Genomic DNA, 19,119 nt, shown 5'->3' with positions numbered 1-19,119 from the left:
GCCTTCGCGCAAATTTCAAGAAGACATCGCATGTCCGCGCCAACGCGGAAACGTGTCTGCCAACCGGTGGGAGGTGACCTTGTTACGCTACGTGCTGACCCGGTTTGCCATCTGGATTCCGTCCGTTCTGATCGTGATGCTGGCTGTTTATGCGCTGGCCTTTTACGGTGCCGGCGATCCGATCAAGCTGATCTTTCTGCGTGCACCCGGCGATGTCGCCTATAATCCGCAACGCATCGAGGCCATTCGCGAAAGTGCCGGCCTGAACAAGCCCTTCATCGAACAGTTCGGTCTCTACATCTGGAACCTGCTGCACGGCCAGTTCGGCAACTCGCTGACCTCGGGCCGCTCGGTCTGGGCAATGGTCTCGGCTGCGGCACCCGTCTCCTTCAAGCTTGCGCTCTGTTCGATCATCCTGACGACGATCGTTGCCATTCCGCTTGGCATGATCGCCGCCATGAACCAGAACAGCCGCATCGACTATGCGATCCTCGGTTCGGCGCTGTTCCTCTGGGCGATCCCGGCCTATGTCGCCGGCCCGTTGCTGATGGTCGGCCTCATCGTTCTGCTCCCGCACGCCAATGTGCCCTATGGCTGGGGCGGAGTGTTTGACGTGCGCATCGTGCTGCCGCTTCTCGTCCTCTCCTTCCAGCCGATCGCGCTGATCGTGCGACAGACGCGCGCCGCCGTCATCGAGGTGCTCTCGGAAGACTTTGTTCGAACCGCCCGCGCCAAGGGCGTACCGGAGATCGTCGTGGCCTTGCGCCACATCCTGCGCCCGGTCCTGACCCCGGTCGTCACCCAGCTCGGCCTCATCATGATCACCATCGTCAACGGCGCGATCTTCGTCGAGTTGGTGTTTGGTCTGCCGGGCCTCGGCCGTCTGACGGTGCAGGCACTGATCAATTCGGATTATCCCGTCATTCTGGCAATTACGCTCATCGGATCCTTCCTGGTCATGCTCTCGAACCTTCTGGTCGACGTGCTCTATCCCCTGCTTGATCCACGCGCCAATGATGCAAGAAGGAGCCGCTGACCATGTCCGCCATCCCTCTCTCACCGACCGCACCGCTGGACGAGGCACCGGTCAGCCTGTGGCGCGATGCCTGGTATCGCCTGAAGCGCAACAGGCTCGCAGTCTTCGGACTGATCGTCGTGCTCATCCTGGCGTTCGCCGCGATATTCGGGCCGTACCTGACGCCCTATGACTATCTCAGCCAGGACCTTCAGGCGCGAAACGCAGCACCCTCGCTGCATCACCTCTTCGGTACTGACGATCTCGGCCGCGATGTCTTCAGCCGCGTTGTCTTCGGCACCCGAACCGCCTTTTTAGTCGCCGTCGTGGTCACCTTCATTGCCGTCCTGATCGGCGTCGTTCTCGGCGCGATCGCCGGCTTCTTCGGCAATCCGTTCGACCGCGTCATCATGTGGGTGACGGACATGACGATGTCGGTCCCGAACCTTCTGCTCGTCGTCGTCATCAACGCATCACTGAAGTCGCCGATCACGAAATGGATGGAAGCGCAGTATCTGGCAACGCTCAATCCGTTCTATCGCCAGACGATCTGGGTCGACTTCATGCTCGTCTTCGGTTCCATGGCGCTGATTTCCTGGCCGCCCTATGCGCGTCTCGTTCGCGCCCAGGTGCTGTCAATCCGCGGCCGGCCCTACATCACGGCCGCCCAGGCGCTCGGTCTTTCCAACTGGATCATCATGAAGCGCTACGTCATTCCGAATGCCCTCGGACCGCTGATTGTTTCTGTCAGCGCCGGGCTCGGCACCGCGATGGTTCTGGAAAGCGCTTTCAGCTTCCTCGGCGTCGGCGTCAACCCGCCGACCCCCAGCTGGGGCAACATGATCTCGGACGGCCTGCGTGTCTGGCAGCACTATCCCCACCTTCTTGCTGCGCCGGCAGCCGTCCTCGGCCTTGCCTCGGTCGCCTTCAGCTTCCTGGGCGATGGCCTCAACGACGCACTCAATCCTCGGGGGAACAAGTGATGACCATCACCAAATCCAACGAACGGCTGCTTGATGTTCGAAACCTGACGGTCGAGATCGACGGCCGAAACGGTCCGGCGGTCGTGGTCGACGGCATCGACCTCCACGTCAACAAGGGCGAAACCCTTGGTGTCGTCGGCGAATCCGGTTGCGGCAAGAGCCTGACGATGCTGAGCCTGATGCGGCTCCTGCCCAACAAGATCAAGGTGACGAAGGGCTCGGCGACGTTCGACGGGAAGGATCTGCAGACGATGTCGAACCGCGAGCTGCGCAAGGTTCGCGGCGGCGATATCGGCTTCGTCTTCCAGGATCCGATGACCTCGCTGAACCCGGTGATGCGTGTCGGTGACCAGATCTGCGAACCGCTGATCTACCATCGCAACATGAAGAAGTCAGAGGCACGCAGCCGCGCTGTCGAGCTTTTGCGTCTTGTCGGCATTCCCGGCCCGGAAGAACGCCTGCAGGCTTATCCGCACGAACTCTCCGGCGGCATGCGCCAGCGCGTGATGATCGCAATCGGCCTTGCCTGCAATCCGAAGCTTCTGATCGCGGACGAGCCGACCACGGCGCTCGACGTCACAATTCAGGCGCAGATCGTCGATCTCGTGAAGGACCTGCGTGCAAAGCTCGGCATGTCGGTCGTCTGGATTACCCACGATCTTGCCCTGATCGCGGGTCTCGTCGATCGCGTGGCCGTGCTCTATGCCGGAACCGTGGTGGAGGACGCACCTGTTGACGAACTCTACGCGCGTCCGAGCCACCCTTATACGCGGGGTCTATTGGCCTCGATCCCGAAGCTCTCCGATCCGCCGGCAAGCCGCTTGAGCTCGATTGGCGGCACGCCGCCCGAACCCGGCCGTCGCCCGAAGGGATGCCCGTTTGCGCCTCGCTGTCCGCTGGCTGAAGCCATCTGTCATGAGAGCGTACCGAAGCTTGAGCCGCTGAGCGGCGCCAGCAACCACCGGACCGCATGTTTCGTCGTCCAGAAAATGCAGGAGGCCGCGTGATGGGCGCACAACCGCTGCTGAAGATCGAAAACCTCGTCAAGCACTTCCACGTCAGGCTAGGCGCCTTCGGCGAACGCTCGGCGACCGTCTACGCGCTTGACAACGTCAACCTTGACATCATGGAAGGCGAAACCCTGAGCCTGGTCGGCGAATCCGGCTGTGGCAAGTCGACCACCGGTTTCACCATCCTCAATCTCTACAAGGCGACATCAGGAAAGGTCGTCTACAAGGGGCAGGATCTGGCAACGCTGGACGAGAAACAGATGCGGCCGTTCCGCCGCGATCTGCAGATCGTTTTCCAGGATCCCTATTCGACGCTCAACCCCCGCATGACGATCGGCGAGGCGATCGGCGAGCCGATCCTGTTTCACAAGCTTTGCACCAAGGCCGAGCTCAAGGACAGGATCGCGACGCTGCTCACCGATGTCGGCCTGCCGACACGCTTTGCGCAGCGTTATCCGCACGAGCTCTCCGGCGGTCAGCGCCAGCGCGTGGTCATTGCGCGGGCGCTCGCATGCCAACCGAAGTTCATTGTCTGCGACGAAGCGATCTCGGCTCTCGACGTCTCGATCCAGGCCCAGATCATCAACCTGCTGCTCGACCTCCAGGAAAAATACGGCCTGACCTATCTGTTCATCGCTCACGATCTGGCCGTCGTTCGCCATATCAGTTCGCGGGTCGGCGTGATGTATCTCGGTCGCCTGGCGGAGCTTGCAACGCGCGAGGAGCTGTTCGACAACCCGCTCCATCCCTACACACAGGCGCTGCTGTCGGCAGTTCCGGAAACGGATCCGGAGCTGGAACGCACGCGCACCCGGCAGATACTGCAGGGCGACGTGCCGAGCCCCCTCAATCCCCCGAGCGGCTGCCGCTTCCATACCAGGTGTCCGATCGCCATGGATGTCTGCAGCAGGATTGTTCCCGAGTGGAAGGAGGCCAGACCCGGTCATCGCGTTGCTTGTCATGCCGTCAACACTGGGCAGACTGCATGACGCTCAAGGTCGCGATCATTGCCGATGACCTGACCGGCGCTCTCGACACGGGTACGCCGTTCGTCGATGCCGGCCTTTCCGTCGCTGTCGCGATCGAGATCGAAGCCATATCGCAAGCGCTTGCATCAGGCGCTGATGTCGTCGTGGTCAACACTGCCTCGAGAGCTCTCCCGGAGGAGGACGCGGCAAGAAGGGTCGGCCTCGCGGCCAGCGCGCTTCTTGCCGCTTCACCGGAGATTGTCCTCAAGAAGATCGACTCTCGTTTGAAAGGCAACGTCGCTGCAGAAAGCGCTGCACTTGCAGCCGTTTTCGGTCACCGTGAGATCGTGCTTGCGCCTGCAATCCCCGATCAGCAGCGCTTTACCCGCAACGCCCACGTGGTCGGTCGTGGCGTCGATGAGCCCCTGCCGATCGCCGATCTCTTCAAGCCCAGGCGCGAAAAGGTACTTATCGTCGATGCCAAGAGCGACAGCGATCTCGACCGACTGATCGCAGAACACGATTGGAAGACGACGCTCGCCGTCGGCGCACGCGGCATCGGCAGCGCATTTGCCCGCAGCATCGGCAATGCAAAGACGCCCTCGACAGACTTCAAAGCGACGCTGAAGACGGTCTTTGCCTTCGGCTCCCGCGACCCGATCACGACAGCGCAAATGGCAAGGCTCGAAGCGTCAGCGATGCTGCAGGCGTGCATCGAGGCGCCGATGGGATCGGTGGGTCACGTCGATGGCCTGGCGTTGCCGGTCTTGCTTCGCTGTACGGGGGAAATCTCCGGCGATGCGGCAGCCGTTGCCGATCGCTTTGCCCAAGGGGTGAAATCGGTGATAGAGGATACGGGCCCGGACATGGTGATGGTCGGCGGCGGTGATACCGCACTCGCGGTTTTCCGAGCACTCGCAGTTCGCGTCCTGACACCGAAGGGTGAAATCGAACCGGGCGTTCCCTGGTTCGACGTGACCGCGGGCAACGGTGTTTCCTTCCGATGCGCCGTCAAGTCCGGGGGCTTTGGGAATTCGGATAGTTTGCTAAGAGTGATACCGCAGAATCAGCTGGCATGAGACGATGCCGGCGGGGAGAATGAACGTGGATGAAGCAAACGGTGCATCGGCGAACGGCCAAGCTGCTCCAGCGGCCAAGCCGGAGCGCGGCAAGGCGGTGAAGCTGGTCGATCGCGTTTTCGACCAGCTTTTGGAGCGTATCCGCTCGGGAAACTATCCGCCGGATTCGCGTCTGCCCGGGGAACACGAGCTTGCATCGCTGCTCGGCGTGTCTCGGCCGATCGTGCGCGATGCACTGGCGAAGCTCCGCGACAAGGGCATGGTCTATGCCCGTCAGGGCGCCGGCACCTTCGTCAGCGCCCACGGCTCGCCCACCACGCAGCTTTCCTATTCGCCGGTCAAGACGATTGCCGATATTCAACGTTGCTACGAATTCCGCCTGACGATTGAACCGGCGGCGGCCTATTTCGCGGCAAAGCGGCGCGATGACGCCGCGATCCAGAAAATCGCTGCAGCACTCGCCGATCTTCGAGAAGCGACCAGCCACCAGCTCCACCGCACGGACGCCGATTTCAATTTTCACCGCTCGGTCACGGAAGCCGCAAACAATCACTACTATACGGCCTCGATCGATGCCCTGAAGGCTCACATCGCGGTTGGCATGCATCTGCACGGACTGTCGCTTCTTGGCCCGAGGCCTGGCCTCGAGCAGGTGTTCCAGGAGCACAATGCGATCTACAAGGCGATCGCCGAGGGGCGGGCAGACGACGCGCGTGACCTGATGAGGACCCACCTGGAAGGGTCGAGGGATCGCCTGTTCGAGGGCCGAGCGCTGGATCTCTCGTTCTAAGGGTCACCGAACAGGGGTGAAAACGGCAGCAACGCGCGCTGCCGTCAGTCGGCCTTCCACTTAGTTCGGGACGGACCCAAGCGCGTGAAGAATACCGCGAAGTTCGGCTAGACCGCGCAGACGTCCGATGGCCGGATATCCGGGCGTCACTTTCTTCGTGAGATCGTCCAGCATGCGGTGGCCGTGATCGGAGCGAAACACGATCGTCTCATCGCCCTTGCGACGGCTGTCTTCAGCGACAAGCTCCCTGAGGACAGCCACCATGTCGACATCGCCTTCAAGGTGAGCGCTCTCGTGGAAGCTTCGGCCATCCCCCTCGCGTTTGGTCGCGCGCAAATGCGCAAAATGGATGCGCGAGGCAAATCGCCGGGCAATCGCTGGAAGATCGTTGTCGGCGCGCACGCCAAGGCTGCCGGTGCAGTAGCACATTCCATTCGCTTGCGATGGCACCGCGTCGAAGAGTGCTGCGTAGTCCTCGGCCGTCGAGGCAATGCGCGGCAGGCCGAAGAGCGACCGCGGCGGATCATCGGGGTGCAGGGTCAGCTTCACCCCGCGCGCTTCGGCAGCGGGCGTGACGGCCTGCAGGAATTCGATAAGATGCTGACGCAGTTTGGCGGCATCGATCCCTGAATAGGCGGCAAGCTTGTCGCGGAACTCGGGTATGGTCAGCGGCTCGGTTGTCGAACCCGGCAGCGCGGAGGTGATGTTGCGCGTAATATCGGCGATGTCATCGTCAGACATCGCATCAAAGACGATCTGCGCGCGCGCCGTGTCCTCGGGCGAGTATGCCTGTGCAGCGCCATCGCGTTGCAGGACGAACAGGTCGAATGCCGCGAATTTCTCGTGATCGAAGCGCATTGCGGTTGCCCCGGTCTCGATCTCGTGGTCGAGATCCGTGCGGGTCCAGTCCACCACGGGCATGAAGTTGTAGCAGATGATCGGGATCCCGCAGGCTGCGACGGCTTCAAGGCTTGCGATCCACGCTTCGATCTCGGCCCTTGCCTGCCCGCCCTTTCGCTTGACGGCGTCCGGGATGGGAATGCTTTCCACCACCGACCAGGTCAGAGGCGAGCGCCCCTGCGGCGTGGTTTCGATCATCGTCCGGCGTTCTTCGACCTCGGCCTGCGTCCAGGCATGGCCGATCGGCACCTGGTGCAGAGACGACACGATGTTCGTTGCCCCGGTCTGCCTGACTTCGTCGAGCGTCACCGGTGCTTCAGGTCCGAACCATCTCCAACCCTGGCGCATCTGTCTCCTCCTTCATGCATGTTTTTTGTGTGTGGGACCGCTGTCGTGTTCAGCAGAAGTAATTGGGGTAGCGTGTGCGAAGTTCGGCTACATCAGGTATGACCGCACTCAGGTGATGGGTCATTGCATCGCGCGCTGCGTGAAGGTCGTGGGCGGCAATTGCGTCGCGGATCAACATGTGTTCGTTGACGACATTGCTCATTCGCCCGAGTGCCGGCAGCGTCAGCCGCCGCGCGCGATCGATCTGCACCTTGACGGTCTTCAGAATTGCCCAGATGCCGGGGTAACCTGCGATCTGCGTGATCGCTTCATGAAAGGCTTCGTCCTCTCCGTGAAAGCCCGAGGTATCGCCAAGCGCCTCGAATGCCTTCTGTCTCGCAATGATGGCGTCCAGACGGGCAAGATCTTCAGGTGTTGCGATCTCGGCGGCCCGCTCCACAGTCGTCCCCTCGAGTGCCTTGCGCACGACGACGGCTTCGGGGATGGCGGCAACCGACACCCTGGAAACGACGGTGCCGGACTGCGGATAGATATCGACCAGTCCACTTTCAGACAATCTCAGCAGAGCTTCGCGAACCGGCGTTCGGCTGACGCCGAACTCCAGCGCGATGCGCTTTTCCTGGAGGAGCATTCCGGGAGGCATCCGAAGGGACAGTATATCCGCATGGAGCCGATCGAAGATTGCGTCTGCGGTCGTCACGCGCCGAAGCTTCGCCGGCCTCTCGGCTGACGCCGAAAAAGAAGGTGCTGCGGAACTGGCGCCTGGCTGCATGAGGACTTCCTGAACATTGACTTGCTAATGCATACTAGTATATCAATTCAAATCTGCTGCCAAGACGCGCCGGAGAGGAACGGAACGTCCGGCAAATCACTCAGGAGGTCTGCGCAATCATCGATTGAATGCTTTAAGCTTGAATCGGCAGATTGGGGACGTGTGGGAGCGCAAGGATGCTTCGGCGCACTGAGATCCCCAAAGAGAATAAGAGGAGGAGAAAAACCATGAAGATTACCCGCAGAACATTTGTCAGCACCGCCGCGAGCGCTGCTGTCGTCGGCCTACTTCCGGTCAAGGTCTGGGCGCAGGCAAAGAAGCCGGCGAGCCCGGTTGCGATCACCATTGCCGATGTGGCCGGAAACCTGGCCCTGACACAGGGCATGTTCGAGGCCTACGCCGCCGAAAAGGCCGACTGGGTTTCAGGCTTTGCCTTCACCAAGGCACCGGCGCCCGAGCTTCCAGGAAAAATCAAGGCGCAGCAGGCTGCCGGCAAGGTCGATATCGATCTCGTCCTGACGGGCACCGATGCGCTGTCGGCCGGTCTCGATCAGGGGTTGTGGATCGATCTGTCCGCGCACAAGGCAGAGCTTCCCAATCTGGAGGCGGTCCTGCAGCCGCAGGCATTCAAGATGCAGGCGCTCGCCAAGGATCAGGGTGTTGTCATCACCTATTATCCCTCGGGCCCGCTCATCGAATACATGCCCGACAAGGTCGCAAATCCTCCGAAGTCGGCGCAGGAACTGCTCGACTGGGCAAAGGCCAACAAGAACCGCTTCATCTATGCAAGGCCGGCAAACTCCGGACCTGGCCGCACCTTCCTGATGGGCTTGCCTTACCTGCTCGGCGACAGCGATCCGCGCGATCCGGTCAATGGCTGGGCCAAGACCTGGGCCTACCTGGCGGAACTCGGAGAAAACATCGAATACTATCCGACCGGTACCGGACAGGTGATGAAGGAGCTCGGCGAAGGAACCCGCGACATCGTGGTATCCACCACCGGCTGGGACATCAATCCGCGCGCGCTGGGCATCGTTCCAGCCGAGGCAAAGGTGCAGAAGCTCGAGGGCTTCCACTGGGTCACCGACGCCCACTACGCCGTGATCCCGAAAGGCGTCTCCGACGAGAAGATCGCTGTTCTGATCGATGTTTTGAATTACATCCTGCAACCGAAGCAGCAGGCAATCGCCTACGATGCCGGCTATTTCTATCCGGGTCCTGCCGTCAAGGACGTCACGCTCGACATGGCGCCTCAGGAAAGCCAGGACACGATCAAGGAATTTGGCCGTCCCGAATATGCCGACTGGATTGCCAACAATCCCCTTGAGGTGCCGCTTGAACCGAAGCTGCTCGTCCAGGCATTCCGCATCTGGGACGAAAAGATCGGCGCCAAAAAGGGCTGATCATCGAGAAGGCCCGCTCCGATCGCGACGATCGGCGCGGGCTTGTCCTGTCAGTGAATGGAGATTGGCTTGAATTCGGTTCCAAATGCAGCGCCTTCAGCGCGCAACACCGCGCGCCTCGAACTCAAAGGACTGTCCCGCTCCTTCGGCGCCTACAATGCGTTGGACGGCATCGATCTTGCGATCGAGCCGGGCGAATTCGTAGCGCTTCTCGGCCCGTCAGGATGCGGCAAGTCCACTGCGCTGAACTGCATTGCCGGCCTTCTGGCGCTGTCGGGCGGTGAGATCAGGCTCGGAAACAGCCGCATCGACCAGCTGGAGCCGGAACGGCGCGGTTTCGGGATGGTGTTCCAGAGCTATGCGCTGTTTCCCCATATGAGCGTGCGCAAGAATGTCGGCTTCGGCCTGGCCATGCAGGGCATCAAGGGGTCGGAGGCGGACAAGCGCATCAACGATGCCCTGGCGCTGGTGCGTCTTGAAAGCCAGGCTGAAAAGCTTCCCGGCCAGCTTTCCGGCGGCCAGCAGCAACGCGTGGCGATCGCGCGCGCCATTGTCATCCGACCGCCTGTCGTCCTGATGGACGAACCGCTTTCCAACCTCGATGCAAAGCTGCGTCTGGAGATGCGCGCTGAAATCCGGGGCATTCACGACCAGATCGGGTCGACCACGATCTATGTGACCCACGACCAGGACGAGGCGCTGTCGCTGGCAGATCGCATCGTCGTCATGAGCCAGGGGCATATCGAGCAGATCGGTTCACCCGAGGATCTCTACCAGCGGCCCGTGAATGTCGACGTGGCCGACTTCATGGGTTTTCGAACCCGTATTCCGGGTCGCATAACAGCAGTCTCCGGAGGCGACGCCGAGATAGACATCGCCGGAGCACGCATATCGGGCGCCATGCGCACGCCGCTCAACGTCGGTGATGCCGCCATCCTGTCGGTCCGGCCAGAAGACCTGGTCGCGTCGGAAGGCGAGGGGATCCCGGCAACCGTCGCCAGCATGGAATATCGCGGCCGGGCATTCTTCGGCCTGGCACGCGCAAGCGATGGCTCCGAACTCTATTTCCGTGCCGACCACGTCTTGCCGCGCGGCGCAGCGACACGACTGCATCCGGTTGCAGGGCGCGCGCTGCTCTTCAAGGACGCGACGCGATGAGCGGCCCGTCGCTGCAGACGCGGCTTGCGGTGCGGGGGCTCGACGGCACCACGATGCTGTTGTTGCCCGGTCTTGCCTTCATGATCGCGCTCTTCGTTTATCCGTTTCTTTACGGGGTAGCGGACTCGCTGATGCCGAAAGAGGGAGCGTGGTACGCCAACTACGCGAAATTCTTCGGCGATCCCTTCCAGTACAACACCATCGCCGCCACCTTGTGGTTGGCGCTGCCCGTGACGATCATCAATCTCGCCCTTGCCGTGCCGATCGCCTTTCGTGTCCGATTGATGCAAAGGCAACGCCTGCTGACCACCATTCTCGTCCTGCCGATCACGCTCGGCACTGTCTTCGTGGCAGATGGCCTCCTGACATTCCTCGGGCCGCGCGGCTGGTTCAACCACACGCTGCTCCTGCTCGGCATTCTCGATAATCCCGTCAAGTTGACGAACAACTACTGGGGCGTCTTCGCCTCGCTTCTGATCACCGGCTTTCCCTTCGCGTTCCTGTTGACGCTGTCCTACATCACCGGGATCGATCCTGCGATCGAGCAGGCAGCAGCCACACTTGGCGCAGGCCCCCGCCAGCGTTTCTTCCGCGTCTTTCTGCCGCTTTTGGTTCCCGGGCTGGCGGTGACCTTCTGCCTCGCCTTCGTTCAGGCCTTTGCCGTCTTCCCGTCGGCGGTCCTCCTCGGTGCACCGGCAGGACCCACGCGTGTCATTTCGATTGCGGCCTATCAGGCGGCCTTCGAGCAGTACGATCATTCACTGGGGTCTGCGATCGCGCTGATCATGGGTGGCGTCGAGCTCGTCGTGGTGCTTGCGGTGCTTGGCGCCAGGTCGTTCTTCTATCGCGGCCCAGCCGGCGGCACGAAAGGCTAGTCATGATCCGCGATCAAGGTCTCACCTCCAAGCTATGGCGTGTCTCCATCTGGGCACTTGCCACGCTCTTCATCCTCAATCTGCTTGCGGTCATTGCCGCGGTTGTCGTCAATTCCTTCGCGACGCGATGGCTCGGCACCTGGCTGCCGGCCGGCTGGACGACCAAGTGGTATTTCAGTGCCTGGAAGGAGTTCCAGCTTTCGAGCGTCGTGCTCGTGACCTTCGAGATCGTCTTCACGGTTGTCATCATATCAGGCATTCTCGGGGTCATGACGGCCTATGCGCTGGCGCGTCGGGATTTTCCGGGCAAGCGGCTGGTGATCCTCCTCTTTCTGTTGCCACTTCTCATTCCACCGCTGACCTATGGCATTCCGCTGGCAACCGTCCTTTACCAGCTTGGGCTTGGCGGAACCTTCTGGGGCGTCGTGCTGATCAACATCGTGCCATCGCTGCCGTTCGTCGTTCTTGTCATGATCCCCTTTATCGAGCAGATCGATCCGCGCATCGAAGCGGCCGCCCGCGTCTTTGGCGCCGGAACGACAAGCCTGTTCGTGCGCATCCTGCTCCCGCTGCTCTTACCGGGGATGCTGGCAGCACTTTTGCTGGTGCTGGTTCGCACGATCGCCATGTTCGAACTGACGTTCCTGATCGCCGGTCCGACCACACAGACCCTTGTTGTGTCGCTCTACTACGCTGTGTTTGCCTCCGGCGTCCGCGCAGGCCAGTCGATCGACGCCATGGCCGTCGTCTACATGGTGACGACACTATTCTGGCTGGTGATCGCGCTGCAGTTCGTCAATCCGACGCAGATCGTGGCAAGGGCAAAACAACAGCCGGTGCACTGAGGGAGGGCGGGCGAAGTTGCGCGTGGTTTCTGCACCGCGCGGCTCGTCCGGTTGCCTCAGGCCCTCAAGGCTCGACAGAAGACGTCAGGGATTGAGCCCTGCGCATCGCGCCGTGTTGCGCACATGCGTTTCCATCTCCTCGCGTGCGCGCGAAGGCGCGTTATCGCGCAGCGCCGATATGATTTTGCGATGCTCGGCAATGGAGGCCTGCATGCGGGCAGGCTCGGTGATCGGAATGGGCTGGCGCTGCGTTTCGGTAATCTGATCGCGGACGGTGTGGTAGAGCGCGCGCATCATCGCGTTGCTGCAGGCCGATGCGATAATGCCGTGGAACTCCAGATCCGCTTCGACATTGGCGAGGAGATCCTGGTTCGCCCAGCAGTCTTCCATGCGCCTTGTTGCGTCTTCCATCGACTGAAGCTGATTGCCGGTCAATCGTCCGGCTGCAAGGGCCGCAATGCTGCCTTCGAGCATGATGCGCGTCTGAAACACGTCAAAGACCGAGTAGCTGTCGGAATAGCGCCAGGGTGCCATGGCATTGCCGGAGGAGGGGCGTGTGCCGGCAACAAAGGTTCCGCGACCGGCTTCGGTCTTCAAAAGCCCAAGTGTTTCGAGCGTCAGCAGCGCTTCGCGCAAGGACGCACGGCTGATGCCGAGCCTGATCGAGAAATCGCGCTGAGAGGGGATCTTCTGTCCCGCGGGCAACTCGCCGCTTTGGATCATGTCCTGGATTGCGCGCGCTGCCGATTGTGGAACCATTGTCCTGTTGAGCATTCTGTCCCACCTCGCTTGCGCCTTTGCGGCGTTCATACAGCCACGACATTAATTTACTTGGCGGCTGTCTTGCAAATGCCGACCGGCCATGTTTCATTGGCCTGACTGGTCTGACCAGTCAGGCCACGATATGTATACGCAAATTAAATCAAATCAAGGGGAACCCAAATGCGTACATTTTCCTACATAAAGACCGTGTTGCTCTCGGGCGTCCTGGCTGTGACCGGGACAATCGCAGCCCATGCGGCAGACCTCACCGTTGGCGCCAACATCGGCAACGTACCATGGGAATTCCAGGACGAGAGCGGCAAGACGGTCGGCTTCGAGGTCGATCTTGTGACCGAGATCGCCAAGCGCCTGAACAAGTCGGTCGAGTTCGTCAATATTCCGTTCAATGGCCTGTTTTCTGCAGTCCAGTCCGGGCGTATCAACATGGCGGTCTCCTCGATCACCATCACCGACAAGCGACTGGAGTCGGTCAGCTTCGCACAGCCCTACTACGACAGTGACCAGTCGCTGACGGTGACCGCGGCGAGCGGCATCACAGGGCTCGGCGGCATGAGCGGCAAGGTCGTTGGCGTCGATACCGGATCGACAGGCGACGTCTGGGCAACGGCCAACACGGCCAAGTACAGCCTGGGAGAAATCCGCCGCTTCGAGGGTCTGCAGCCGGCCATGCTCGATCTCGTCGCCGGGCGCGTTGACGGCTATATCAGCGACATCCCGGCTCTCCAGTACTACGTCAAGGGCAAGCCGGAGCTGAAGGTCGTCGAGCGTATCCCGACGGGTGAGAAATACTCGATCATGTTCAACAAGGGCGACCCGCTTGTCGCTCAGGTCAACGAGGTGATCACCAAGCTGAAGGGCGAAGGCTTCATCGCCAAGCTGCACGAGACCTGGTTCGGCGCCAAGCCCGAGGACACGACGTCGACCGTCAAAGTCGCCGAGATGCCCACCGCCAAGTAACGGTTGGTCGATATCCGGGTGGCGGTTCAGTTCGCCACCCGTCCCATAACGACTTGCCGGTGGTGCAATGGACATTTTCACGACATTCTTCAACCTCGCGGTTCTGCAGCGCTCTCTGCCGCTGCTCCTGTCAGGCCTCTGGATCACGCTCGAACTCGGCATCGTCAGCATCGTCGCCGGCCTCGTCGGCGGGTTGATCCTTGCCCTCCTCAGGCTTTACGCCACGCCGTTCGTCAGGGCGCTTGCCAAGATCTACACGGACGTCTTCCGGTCCATCCCGCTGCTGGTCCTGTTGATCGTCATCTACTATGCGCTGCCCTTCGTCGGCATCCGGCTTTCGCCGTTCCTGTCGGCGGCAAGCGCGCTGACGCTGGTGTCGACGGCCTATACGGCGGAGATTTTTCGCGCCGGCATCGAGGCGATCCCGCGCGGCCAGTTCGAGGCATCGGAAGCGCTAGGGCTGTCCTATCGACATATGATGGCAGAGATCATCCTGCCCCAGGCCGTCAAGATCGTCATTCCCCCGCTCACCAACAATTGCATCAACGTCATGAAGGACACCGCTCTGGCGTCGGTGGTGGCCATGCCCGACCTTCTGAAGCAGGCCACGCAGGCACAGGCTCTGATGGCCAACCCATCACCGCTGATTGGCGCGGCAATCATCTATCTGGCGTTCCTGTGGCCCCTGGTCAGCATCGTCGCCCGCCTCGAAATGCGGTTCAACACCAGGAGGCGTTCATGAAGACGATCGTCAACATCCACAATCTCAAGAAGGCCTACGGTGATTTCGAGGTGCTTCACGGCATCGATCTTCAGATCGGAGAGGGTGAAGTCGTTTGCGTCATCGGCCCTTCGGGGTCCGGCAAGTCGACGCTGATCCGTTGCATCAATCACCTTGAGACGTTTTCGGCTGAAAGCCGGGTCGAGGTCGATGGCATCACGGTGGAGCCCGGCAGAAACCTTGCCAAGGTGCGTGCCGAGGTCGGCATGGTTTTTCAGTCGTTCAATCTCTTCCCCCATCTCAGCGTCATGAAAAACATCATGATCGCCCCCATGCGGGTTCGCCGCACGTCCGTTGCCGAGGCACGGCGAAAGGCGATCGAACTGCTTGCCCGCGTCGGTATTTCCGAACAGGCGGACAAGTATCCCGAGCAGCTTTCGGGTGGTCAGCAGCAGCGTGTCGCCATTGCGCGTGCGCTTGCGATGGAGCCACGGGTTCTCCTCTTCGACGAGCCGACCTCGGCACTCGATCCGGAAATGGTCGGGGAAGTGCTCGACGTCATGCGCACCCTTGCAGGCACCGGTGTCACCATGGTCGTGGTCACACACGAGATGGGGTTTGCCAAACAGGTCGCCGACCGGGTGATCTTCATGGATGGCGGACGCATCGTGGAGGCCGGAACGCCCAAGGAAATCTTCGATACGCCGCGCGAGGAACGCACGAAGGGCTTCCTGCGCGCCGTACTCAATCACTGATAATCAAAGAATTTGGAGGACACCCCATGGAAACTCAAACCAAACTCGACATCGACTTCGTTCGCAGTCAGTTTCCCGGGCTGGAGCACGGCTGGACATTTTTCGACAATGCGGGCGGATCGCAGATCCTCAAACGCGCCGTCGAGCGGATCAACACCTTTCTCTACGACAAGAATGTCCAGATCGGCGGCAGCTATGACGTCTCGCAGCAGGCGGCAAAAGCGCTTCTGGACGCGCGTGAGGCCGCCATGCATCTCGTCAATGCCGCTCGTCCGGAGGAAATCGTCTTCGGCAGCTCGACCACGGTTCTCATCCAGAACCTTGCGCGCGCCATGCGAAGCCAGCTCAAGGCAGGCGACGAGATCATCGTCACGATCTCCGATCACGAATCCAATATCGGCCCCTGGGACGGTCTGCGCGACATGGGCGTGATCATCAAGTTCTGGCCGCTCGACACACGCACCTATGAGCTTGACATCGCCGATCTCGTTCCGCTGATGAGCGAGAGGACGAAGCTTGTCTGCGTCACGCATGTGTCAAACATCCTCGGCGCGATCAATCCGGTGGCCGACATCGCCCGCTTCGTCCACGAGCGTGGCGCGCGCATTTGCGTCGATGCGGTCGCCTACGCACCGCACCGGGCGATCGACGTTGTCGCCTGGGACGTCGACTACTACGTCTTCAGCCTCTACAAGACCTATGGTCCGCACTACGCCATGATGTACGGCAAATATGACCATCTGCTGGAGCTTGATCCGCTTTACCACTTCTTCTACGGCCGCGATAAGGTGCCGGGCAAGCTTGAGCCCGGAAACCCCAACTACGAGCTTGCCTATTCCCTGACGGGGATCGTCGACTACCTCTGCGAACTTGGAGAAAAAACAGGCGCCACGGGCTCCCAGCGCGAGCGGATCGTCGCTGCGTTCGACGCCATTGCCGTCCAGGAGAATGCCCTGACCGAACGGTTGCTCTCCTACCTGAGAAGCCGCAACGATTGCCGCATCATCGGTGAAACCACAAACCGCAACGGGCGCCGCATTCCGACGATCAGCTTCGTCTTCGAGGGTCGAGATTCCGAGGACATCTGCAAGGCGATGGATGCCTACAGGATCGCGATCCGATTTGGCGATTTTCATGCCCGTCGTCTCGGCGACCACCTCGGTCTGCCGCAGTATAATGGCGCTGTTCGTGTGTCCATGGTCCACTATAACACGATTGCCGAAGTCGACCGGCTGACGTCGGCGCTCGACGAAATTTTAGGCCGTGACGGCGTGGCGCGAAAGGGTGCGGTATGACCCTGCGGTTCGACACGATCATCAAGAACGGCACGGTTGTCACAGACGTCGATACCTTCAAAAGCGATGTCGGCATTCGCGACGGGAAGATTGCGGCACTGGCCGACGATCTGACCGAGGCCGACGAGATCATCGATGCATCCGGGCTCTTGGTATTGCCCGGCGGCATAGACAGCCACGTCCACATCGCCCAGGCGTCCGGCGACGGCATCGTCATGGCCGATGACTTTGACAGCGGCACTCTGTCGGCAGCGTTCGGCGGCAATACCACGATCTTGCCTTTCTGCATGCAGGAAAAGGGAACGACGTTGCGTCAATCGCTGAAGGACTACCACGCTAAGGCCGAGGGCGAGTGCCATATCGATGTCTCGTTTCATCTGGTGATCACCGATCCCACTGCCTACGTGCTCGGCCAGGAGCTTCCAGCGCTGGTCGAGGATGGCTACACCTCGCTCAAGGTGTTCATGACCTACGAGAACCTGCGTCTCTTCGACGATCAAATCCTTGCGACGCTCGACAGCGCGCGGCGCTCCGGCGCGCTGGTGATGGTTCATTGCGAAAACGAGGATGCGATCCGCTATCTCATCGGTCGCCACGAAGAAAAGGGCGAGTTCGCACCGAAGTTTCATGCCTTGAGCCGACCGGTTGCGGCAGAACGGGAAGCCACCCATCGCGCGCTGTCGCTCGCTGAAGTCGTCGACACGCCGATCGTCATCGTTCACGTTTCGAACAGGCAGGCGATGGAAGAAATCGAGCGCGCGCGGCGTCGCGGCAGCAAGGTCGCCGGCGAGACCTGCCCGCAATACCTGCTTCTGACAGCTGATGATCTCGACGCAACCGAGCTTGAAGGCGCCAAGTTCGTGTGCTCGCCTCCTCCGCGCGACAGGGAAAGCCAGATCGCCTGCTGGGAGGGACTGCAGAACGGCACCTTCGAGCTCTTTTCCTCCGATCATTGCCCTTTTCGCTATGACGACGATCAGGGCAAGATGAACGAGAAGGGCAAACGGAACTTCCGCTGGATCCCGAATGGCATTCCGGGTGTCGAAACGCGGCTACCGATCCTGTTTTCCGAAGGCGTGAACAAGGGACGGATCGACATCAACCGTTTCGTCGCGCTCTCCTCCACCAACCATGCGAAGCAATACGGCCTCTATCCGCAAAAGGGGACGATCGCGATCGGATCAGATGCCGATATCGCACTCTGGGATCCGAGCCGCTCGGTCACCATCACAAACGATAGCCTGCACCACGGCGCTGACTATACGCCCTATGAAGGGCTGGAGGTCGAAGGCTGGCCGGTGCGCGTCCTTCTGCGGGGCAGGACCATCATCGATGGGCCGGCATATACCGGCCACAAGGGCGGTGGGATACACCTGAAACGAGAAAAGACGTTCCGTCCTGCCCCGTGAGGGCGCAGGCCGGAATGCGCCCGTGGCGTCGATCATTGTGCATCAGTTGCTTCCCTGCAACCCCGGGGAACTATGTCGACGGCCCGGTTTTGTTCCTTGGCTGGTCGTCGATTTTGGCATTCATCAAGGGTGCAAGGATACCCTCGATCGTTTCGATGCGCTCCTGGCGCCGCTCGAGCCACTTGTTGCGACCCCGCTTCTCGTGGGCGGTGGCCTGCCGGCTTGCCTGTAGTTGTTCGATATAGACAGCATCGGTCTTGGCGTTTGAGAGCCGGTCGAAGATCCAGCAAAACGAAGCGGGAAGTTCGCCAACCTTATATTGCGGGTTCTCGCTTGAACGATCCTCATCGAGAATCTGTTGGAGGACGACTTGATCCCATATCTCGGGATCCCGGTCGCACCGTTCTTTCCATTCTTCAAGGAGCCGCAGCGTCGCAGGCGTGTCGTTCAGGAGGATGGTTGCCGAGATCAGACGATCTTCCTCGCGGTAGACCGCCAGATCACAGCCAAGGGTTCTCAGGACCGGCCATGGATCCCGGTGGAGAACAGCGTCCACGTCTACGTAGAGCAATGGCCCGCGATTGGACTTGCGTGCTTCCAGGAGAAAAGTGGGCTTGAGCGCGGCATTGCGGACCCAACTGCCGGCGCTGTTCACCGGGGTCGTGTGGACGCGCAGCCCGAGGCGCGTGGCGGACGCCGCCATCCGGGCCGCCTCCTGCTCATAAAACGAATTGGAGGTGTAAAAGCCCACAATTTTTCCGTAGGCGTGCGGGGATATTATGATTTCCGAATCCATCGGGAACGGCACGACGTGTTTGCGATACTTGGATTTTGACAGGCTAAAGAAATCGAGAAATCGATAAAGCAACTCGGAACTCATATCAGGGGGGAATCCATTAAACTTAAAGGGAAGGCACTTGCAGTTTGCCCGCCTAGAGCGTTTCACCTTTTAACGGAACCATATCCAGCATTTTCCAGATAGTTTTGGCATTCGGCGGGCTGGATGGTTTCGACCAGCCTGCCGATATGACGCCATGTGTCGTCGATGGTGCG

The 19,119-nt window shown here is 60.7% G+C and carries 19 protein-coding genes; 15 read left to right on the top strand and 4 right to left on the bottom strand.

Translation table 11 applies throughout. The annotated features are described in order from the left end of the window. Positions 1-79 precede the first annotated feature (79 nt). From ASC97_RS19675 to ASC97_RS19650, 6 genes are read left to right on the top strand one after another with little or no spacing between them, the layout of a single operon-like run. The gene (locus ASC97_RS19675) at positions 80-1,036 is read left to right on the top strand and encodes an ABC transporter permease (protein WP_037065936.1); all 957 of its coding nucleotides are present in this window, start codon (positions 80-82) and stop codon (positions 1,034-1,036) included. Positions 1,037-1,038: 2 nt separating this feature from the next. Then, positions 1,039-1,998 (top strand): ABC transporter permease, encoded by a 960-nt coding sequence (locus ASC97_RS19670; protein ID WP_057470047.1) that lies wholly within the window; start codon positions 1,039-1,041, stop codon positions 1,996-1,998. Continuing rightward, positions 1,998-3,005: an ABC transporter ATP-binding protein gene (locus ASC97_RS19665; RefSeq protein ID WP_057470046.1), complete on the top strand. Its 1,008-nt coding sequence runs from the start codon at positions 1,998-2,000 to the stop codon at positions 3,003-3,005. Before ASC97_RS19670 ends, ASC97_RS19665 begins: the two co-directional genes overlap by 1 nt. Next, entirely contained in the window at positions 3,005-3,997 is a 993-nt protein-coding gene (locus tag ASC97_RS19660; protein WP_057470045.1) for an ABC transporter ATP-binding protein, read from the top strand. Before ASC97_RS19665 ends, ASC97_RS19660 begins: the two co-directional genes overlap by 1 nt. Next, entirely contained in the window at positions 3,994-5,055 is a 1,062-nt protein-coding gene (locus ASC97_RS19655; RefSeq protein ID WP_057470044.1) for a four-carbon acid sugar kinase family protein, read from the top strand. The genes ASC97_RS19660 and ASC97_RS19655 overlap by 4 nt, the downstream gene beginning before the upstream one ends. 25 nt (positions 5,056-5,080) lie before the next feature. Further along, positions 5,081-5,845 (top strand): FadR/GntR family transcriptional regulator, encoded by a 765-nt coding sequence (locus ASC97_RS19650; RefSeq protein WP_200959509.1) that lies wholly within the window; start codon positions 5,081-5,083, stop codon positions 5,843-5,845. Between the two features lie 60 nt (positions 5,846-5,905). On the opposite strand, the gene uxuA is transcribed toward ASC97_RS19650, so the two are convergent. Together uxuA and ASC97_RS19640 are read right to left on the bottom strand one after the other, a co-directional pair. Further along, positions 5,906-7,093, bottom strand: coding sequence for a mannonate dehydratase (gene uxuA, locus ASC97_RS19645; RefSeq protein ID WP_057470042.1), 1,188 nt, complete (start codon positions 7,091-7,093; stop codon positions 5,906-5,908). Between the two features lie 49 nt (positions 7,094-7,142). Then, a complete protein-coding gene (locus ASC97_RS19640; RefSeq protein ID WP_057470041.1) occupies positions 7,143-7,865 on the bottom strand; it encodes a GntR family transcriptional regulator in 723 nt (240 codons plus the stop codon). A 227-nt stretch (positions 7,866-8,092) separates the two neighbouring features. On the opposite strand from ASC97_RS19640, the gene ASC97_RS19635 reads away from it, so the two are divergent. From ASC97_RS19635 to ASC97_RS19620, 4 genes are read left to right on the top strand one after another with little or no spacing between them, the layout of a single operon-like run. After that, entirely contained in the window at positions 8,093-9,268 is a 1,176-nt protein-coding gene (locus tag ASC97_RS19635; RefSeq protein WP_057470040.1) for an extracellular solute-binding protein, read from the top strand. A 57-nt stretch (positions 9,269-9,325) separates the two neighbouring features. After that, positions 9,326-10,426: an ABC transporter ATP-binding protein gene (locus ASC97_RS19630; RefSeq protein ID WP_057470039.1), complete on the top strand. Its 1,101-nt coding sequence runs from the start codon at positions 9,326-9,328 to the stop codon at positions 10,424-10,426. Then, positions 10,423-11,301, top strand: a complete 879-nt coding sequence (locus tag ASC97_RS19625) for an ABC transporter permease (RefSeq protein ID WP_057470038.1) — start codon at positions 10,423-10,425, stop codon at positions 11,299-11,301. The genes ASC97_RS19630 and ASC97_RS19625 overlap by 4 nt, the downstream gene beginning before the upstream one ends. A gap of 2 nt (positions 11,302-11,303) precedes the next feature. Beyond that, on the top strand, positions 11,304-12,146 hold the full coding sequence (locus tag ASC97_RS19620; protein ID WP_037065952.1) for an ABC transporter permease: 843 nt from the start codon (positions 11,304-11,306) through the stop codon (positions 12,144-12,146). A gap of 84 nt (positions 12,147-12,230) precedes the next feature. Here ASC97_RS19620 and ASC97_RS19615 read toward each other — a convergent pair whose 3' ends face one another. Further along, on the bottom strand, positions 12,231-12,920 hold the full coding sequence (locus tag ASC97_RS19615) for a FadR/GntR family transcriptional regulator (RefSeq protein WP_057470037.1): 690 nt from the start codon (positions 12,918-12,920) through the stop codon (positions 12,231-12,233). A 168-nt stretch (positions 12,921-13,088) separates the two neighbouring features. Between ASC97_RS19615 and ASC97_RS19610 the strand changes: the two genes are divergently transcribed. From ASC97_RS19610 to hydA, 5 genes are all read left to right on the top strand, one after another. Continuing rightward, positions 13,089-13,886, top strand: coding sequence for a transporter substrate-binding domain-containing protein (locus ASC97_RS19610; RefSeq protein WP_057470036.1), 798 nt, complete (start codon positions 13,089-13,091; stop codon positions 13,884-13,886). Between the two features lie 67 nt (positions 13,887-13,953). After that, complete coding sequence (locus tag ASC97_RS19605; protein ID WP_057470035.1) at positions 13,954-14,628, top strand: amino acid ABC transporter permease; 675 nt, start codon at positions 13,954-13,956, stop codon at positions 14,626-14,628. Further along, positions 14,625-15,362 carry an amino acid ABC transporter ATP-binding protein gene (locus ASC97_RS19600; RefSeq protein ID WP_057470034.1) on the top strand — a complete coding sequence of 246 codons (738 nt, stop codon included), beginning with the start codon at positions 14,625-14,627 and terminating at the stop codon, positions 15,360-15,362. The genes ASC97_RS19605 and ASC97_RS19600 overlap by 4 nt, the downstream gene beginning before the upstream one ends. Before the next feature lie 26 nt (positions 15,363-15,388). Further along, the gene (locus ASC97_RS19595) at positions 15,389-16,657 is read left to right on the top strand and encodes a cysteine desulfurase-like protein (protein WP_057470033.1); all 1,269 of its coding nucleotides are present in this window, start codon (positions 15,389-15,391) and stop codon (positions 16,655-16,657) included. 2 nt (positions 16,658-16,659) lie between these two features. After that, a complete protein-coding gene (hydA, locus tag ASC97_RS19590; RefSeq protein WP_057470086.1) occupies positions 16,660-18,066 on the top strand; it encodes a dihydropyrimidinase in 1,407 nt (468 codons plus the stop codon). A gap of 70 nt (positions 18,067-18,136) precedes the next feature. On the opposite strand, the gene ASC97_RS19585 is transcribed toward hydA, so the two are convergent. Beyond that, the gene (locus tag ASC97_RS19585; protein ID WP_244481533.1) at positions 18,137-19,012 is read right to left on the bottom strand and encodes a putative nucleotide-diphospho-sugar transferase; all 876 of its coding nucleotides are present in this window, start codon (positions 19,010-19,012) and stop codon (positions 18,137-18,139) included. Positions 19,013-19,119: the final 107 nt, after the last annotated feature.

Origin of the sequence: Rhizobium sp. Root1203 (assembly GCF_001424945.1) — a bacterium.
Lineage (GTDB): Bacteria > Pseudomonadota > Alphaproteobacteria > Rhizobiales > Rhizobiaceae > Rhizobium.
Note: the sequence above shows the minus strand (reverse complement) of the source record. Positions and strands in the feature narration are given on the sequence as shown.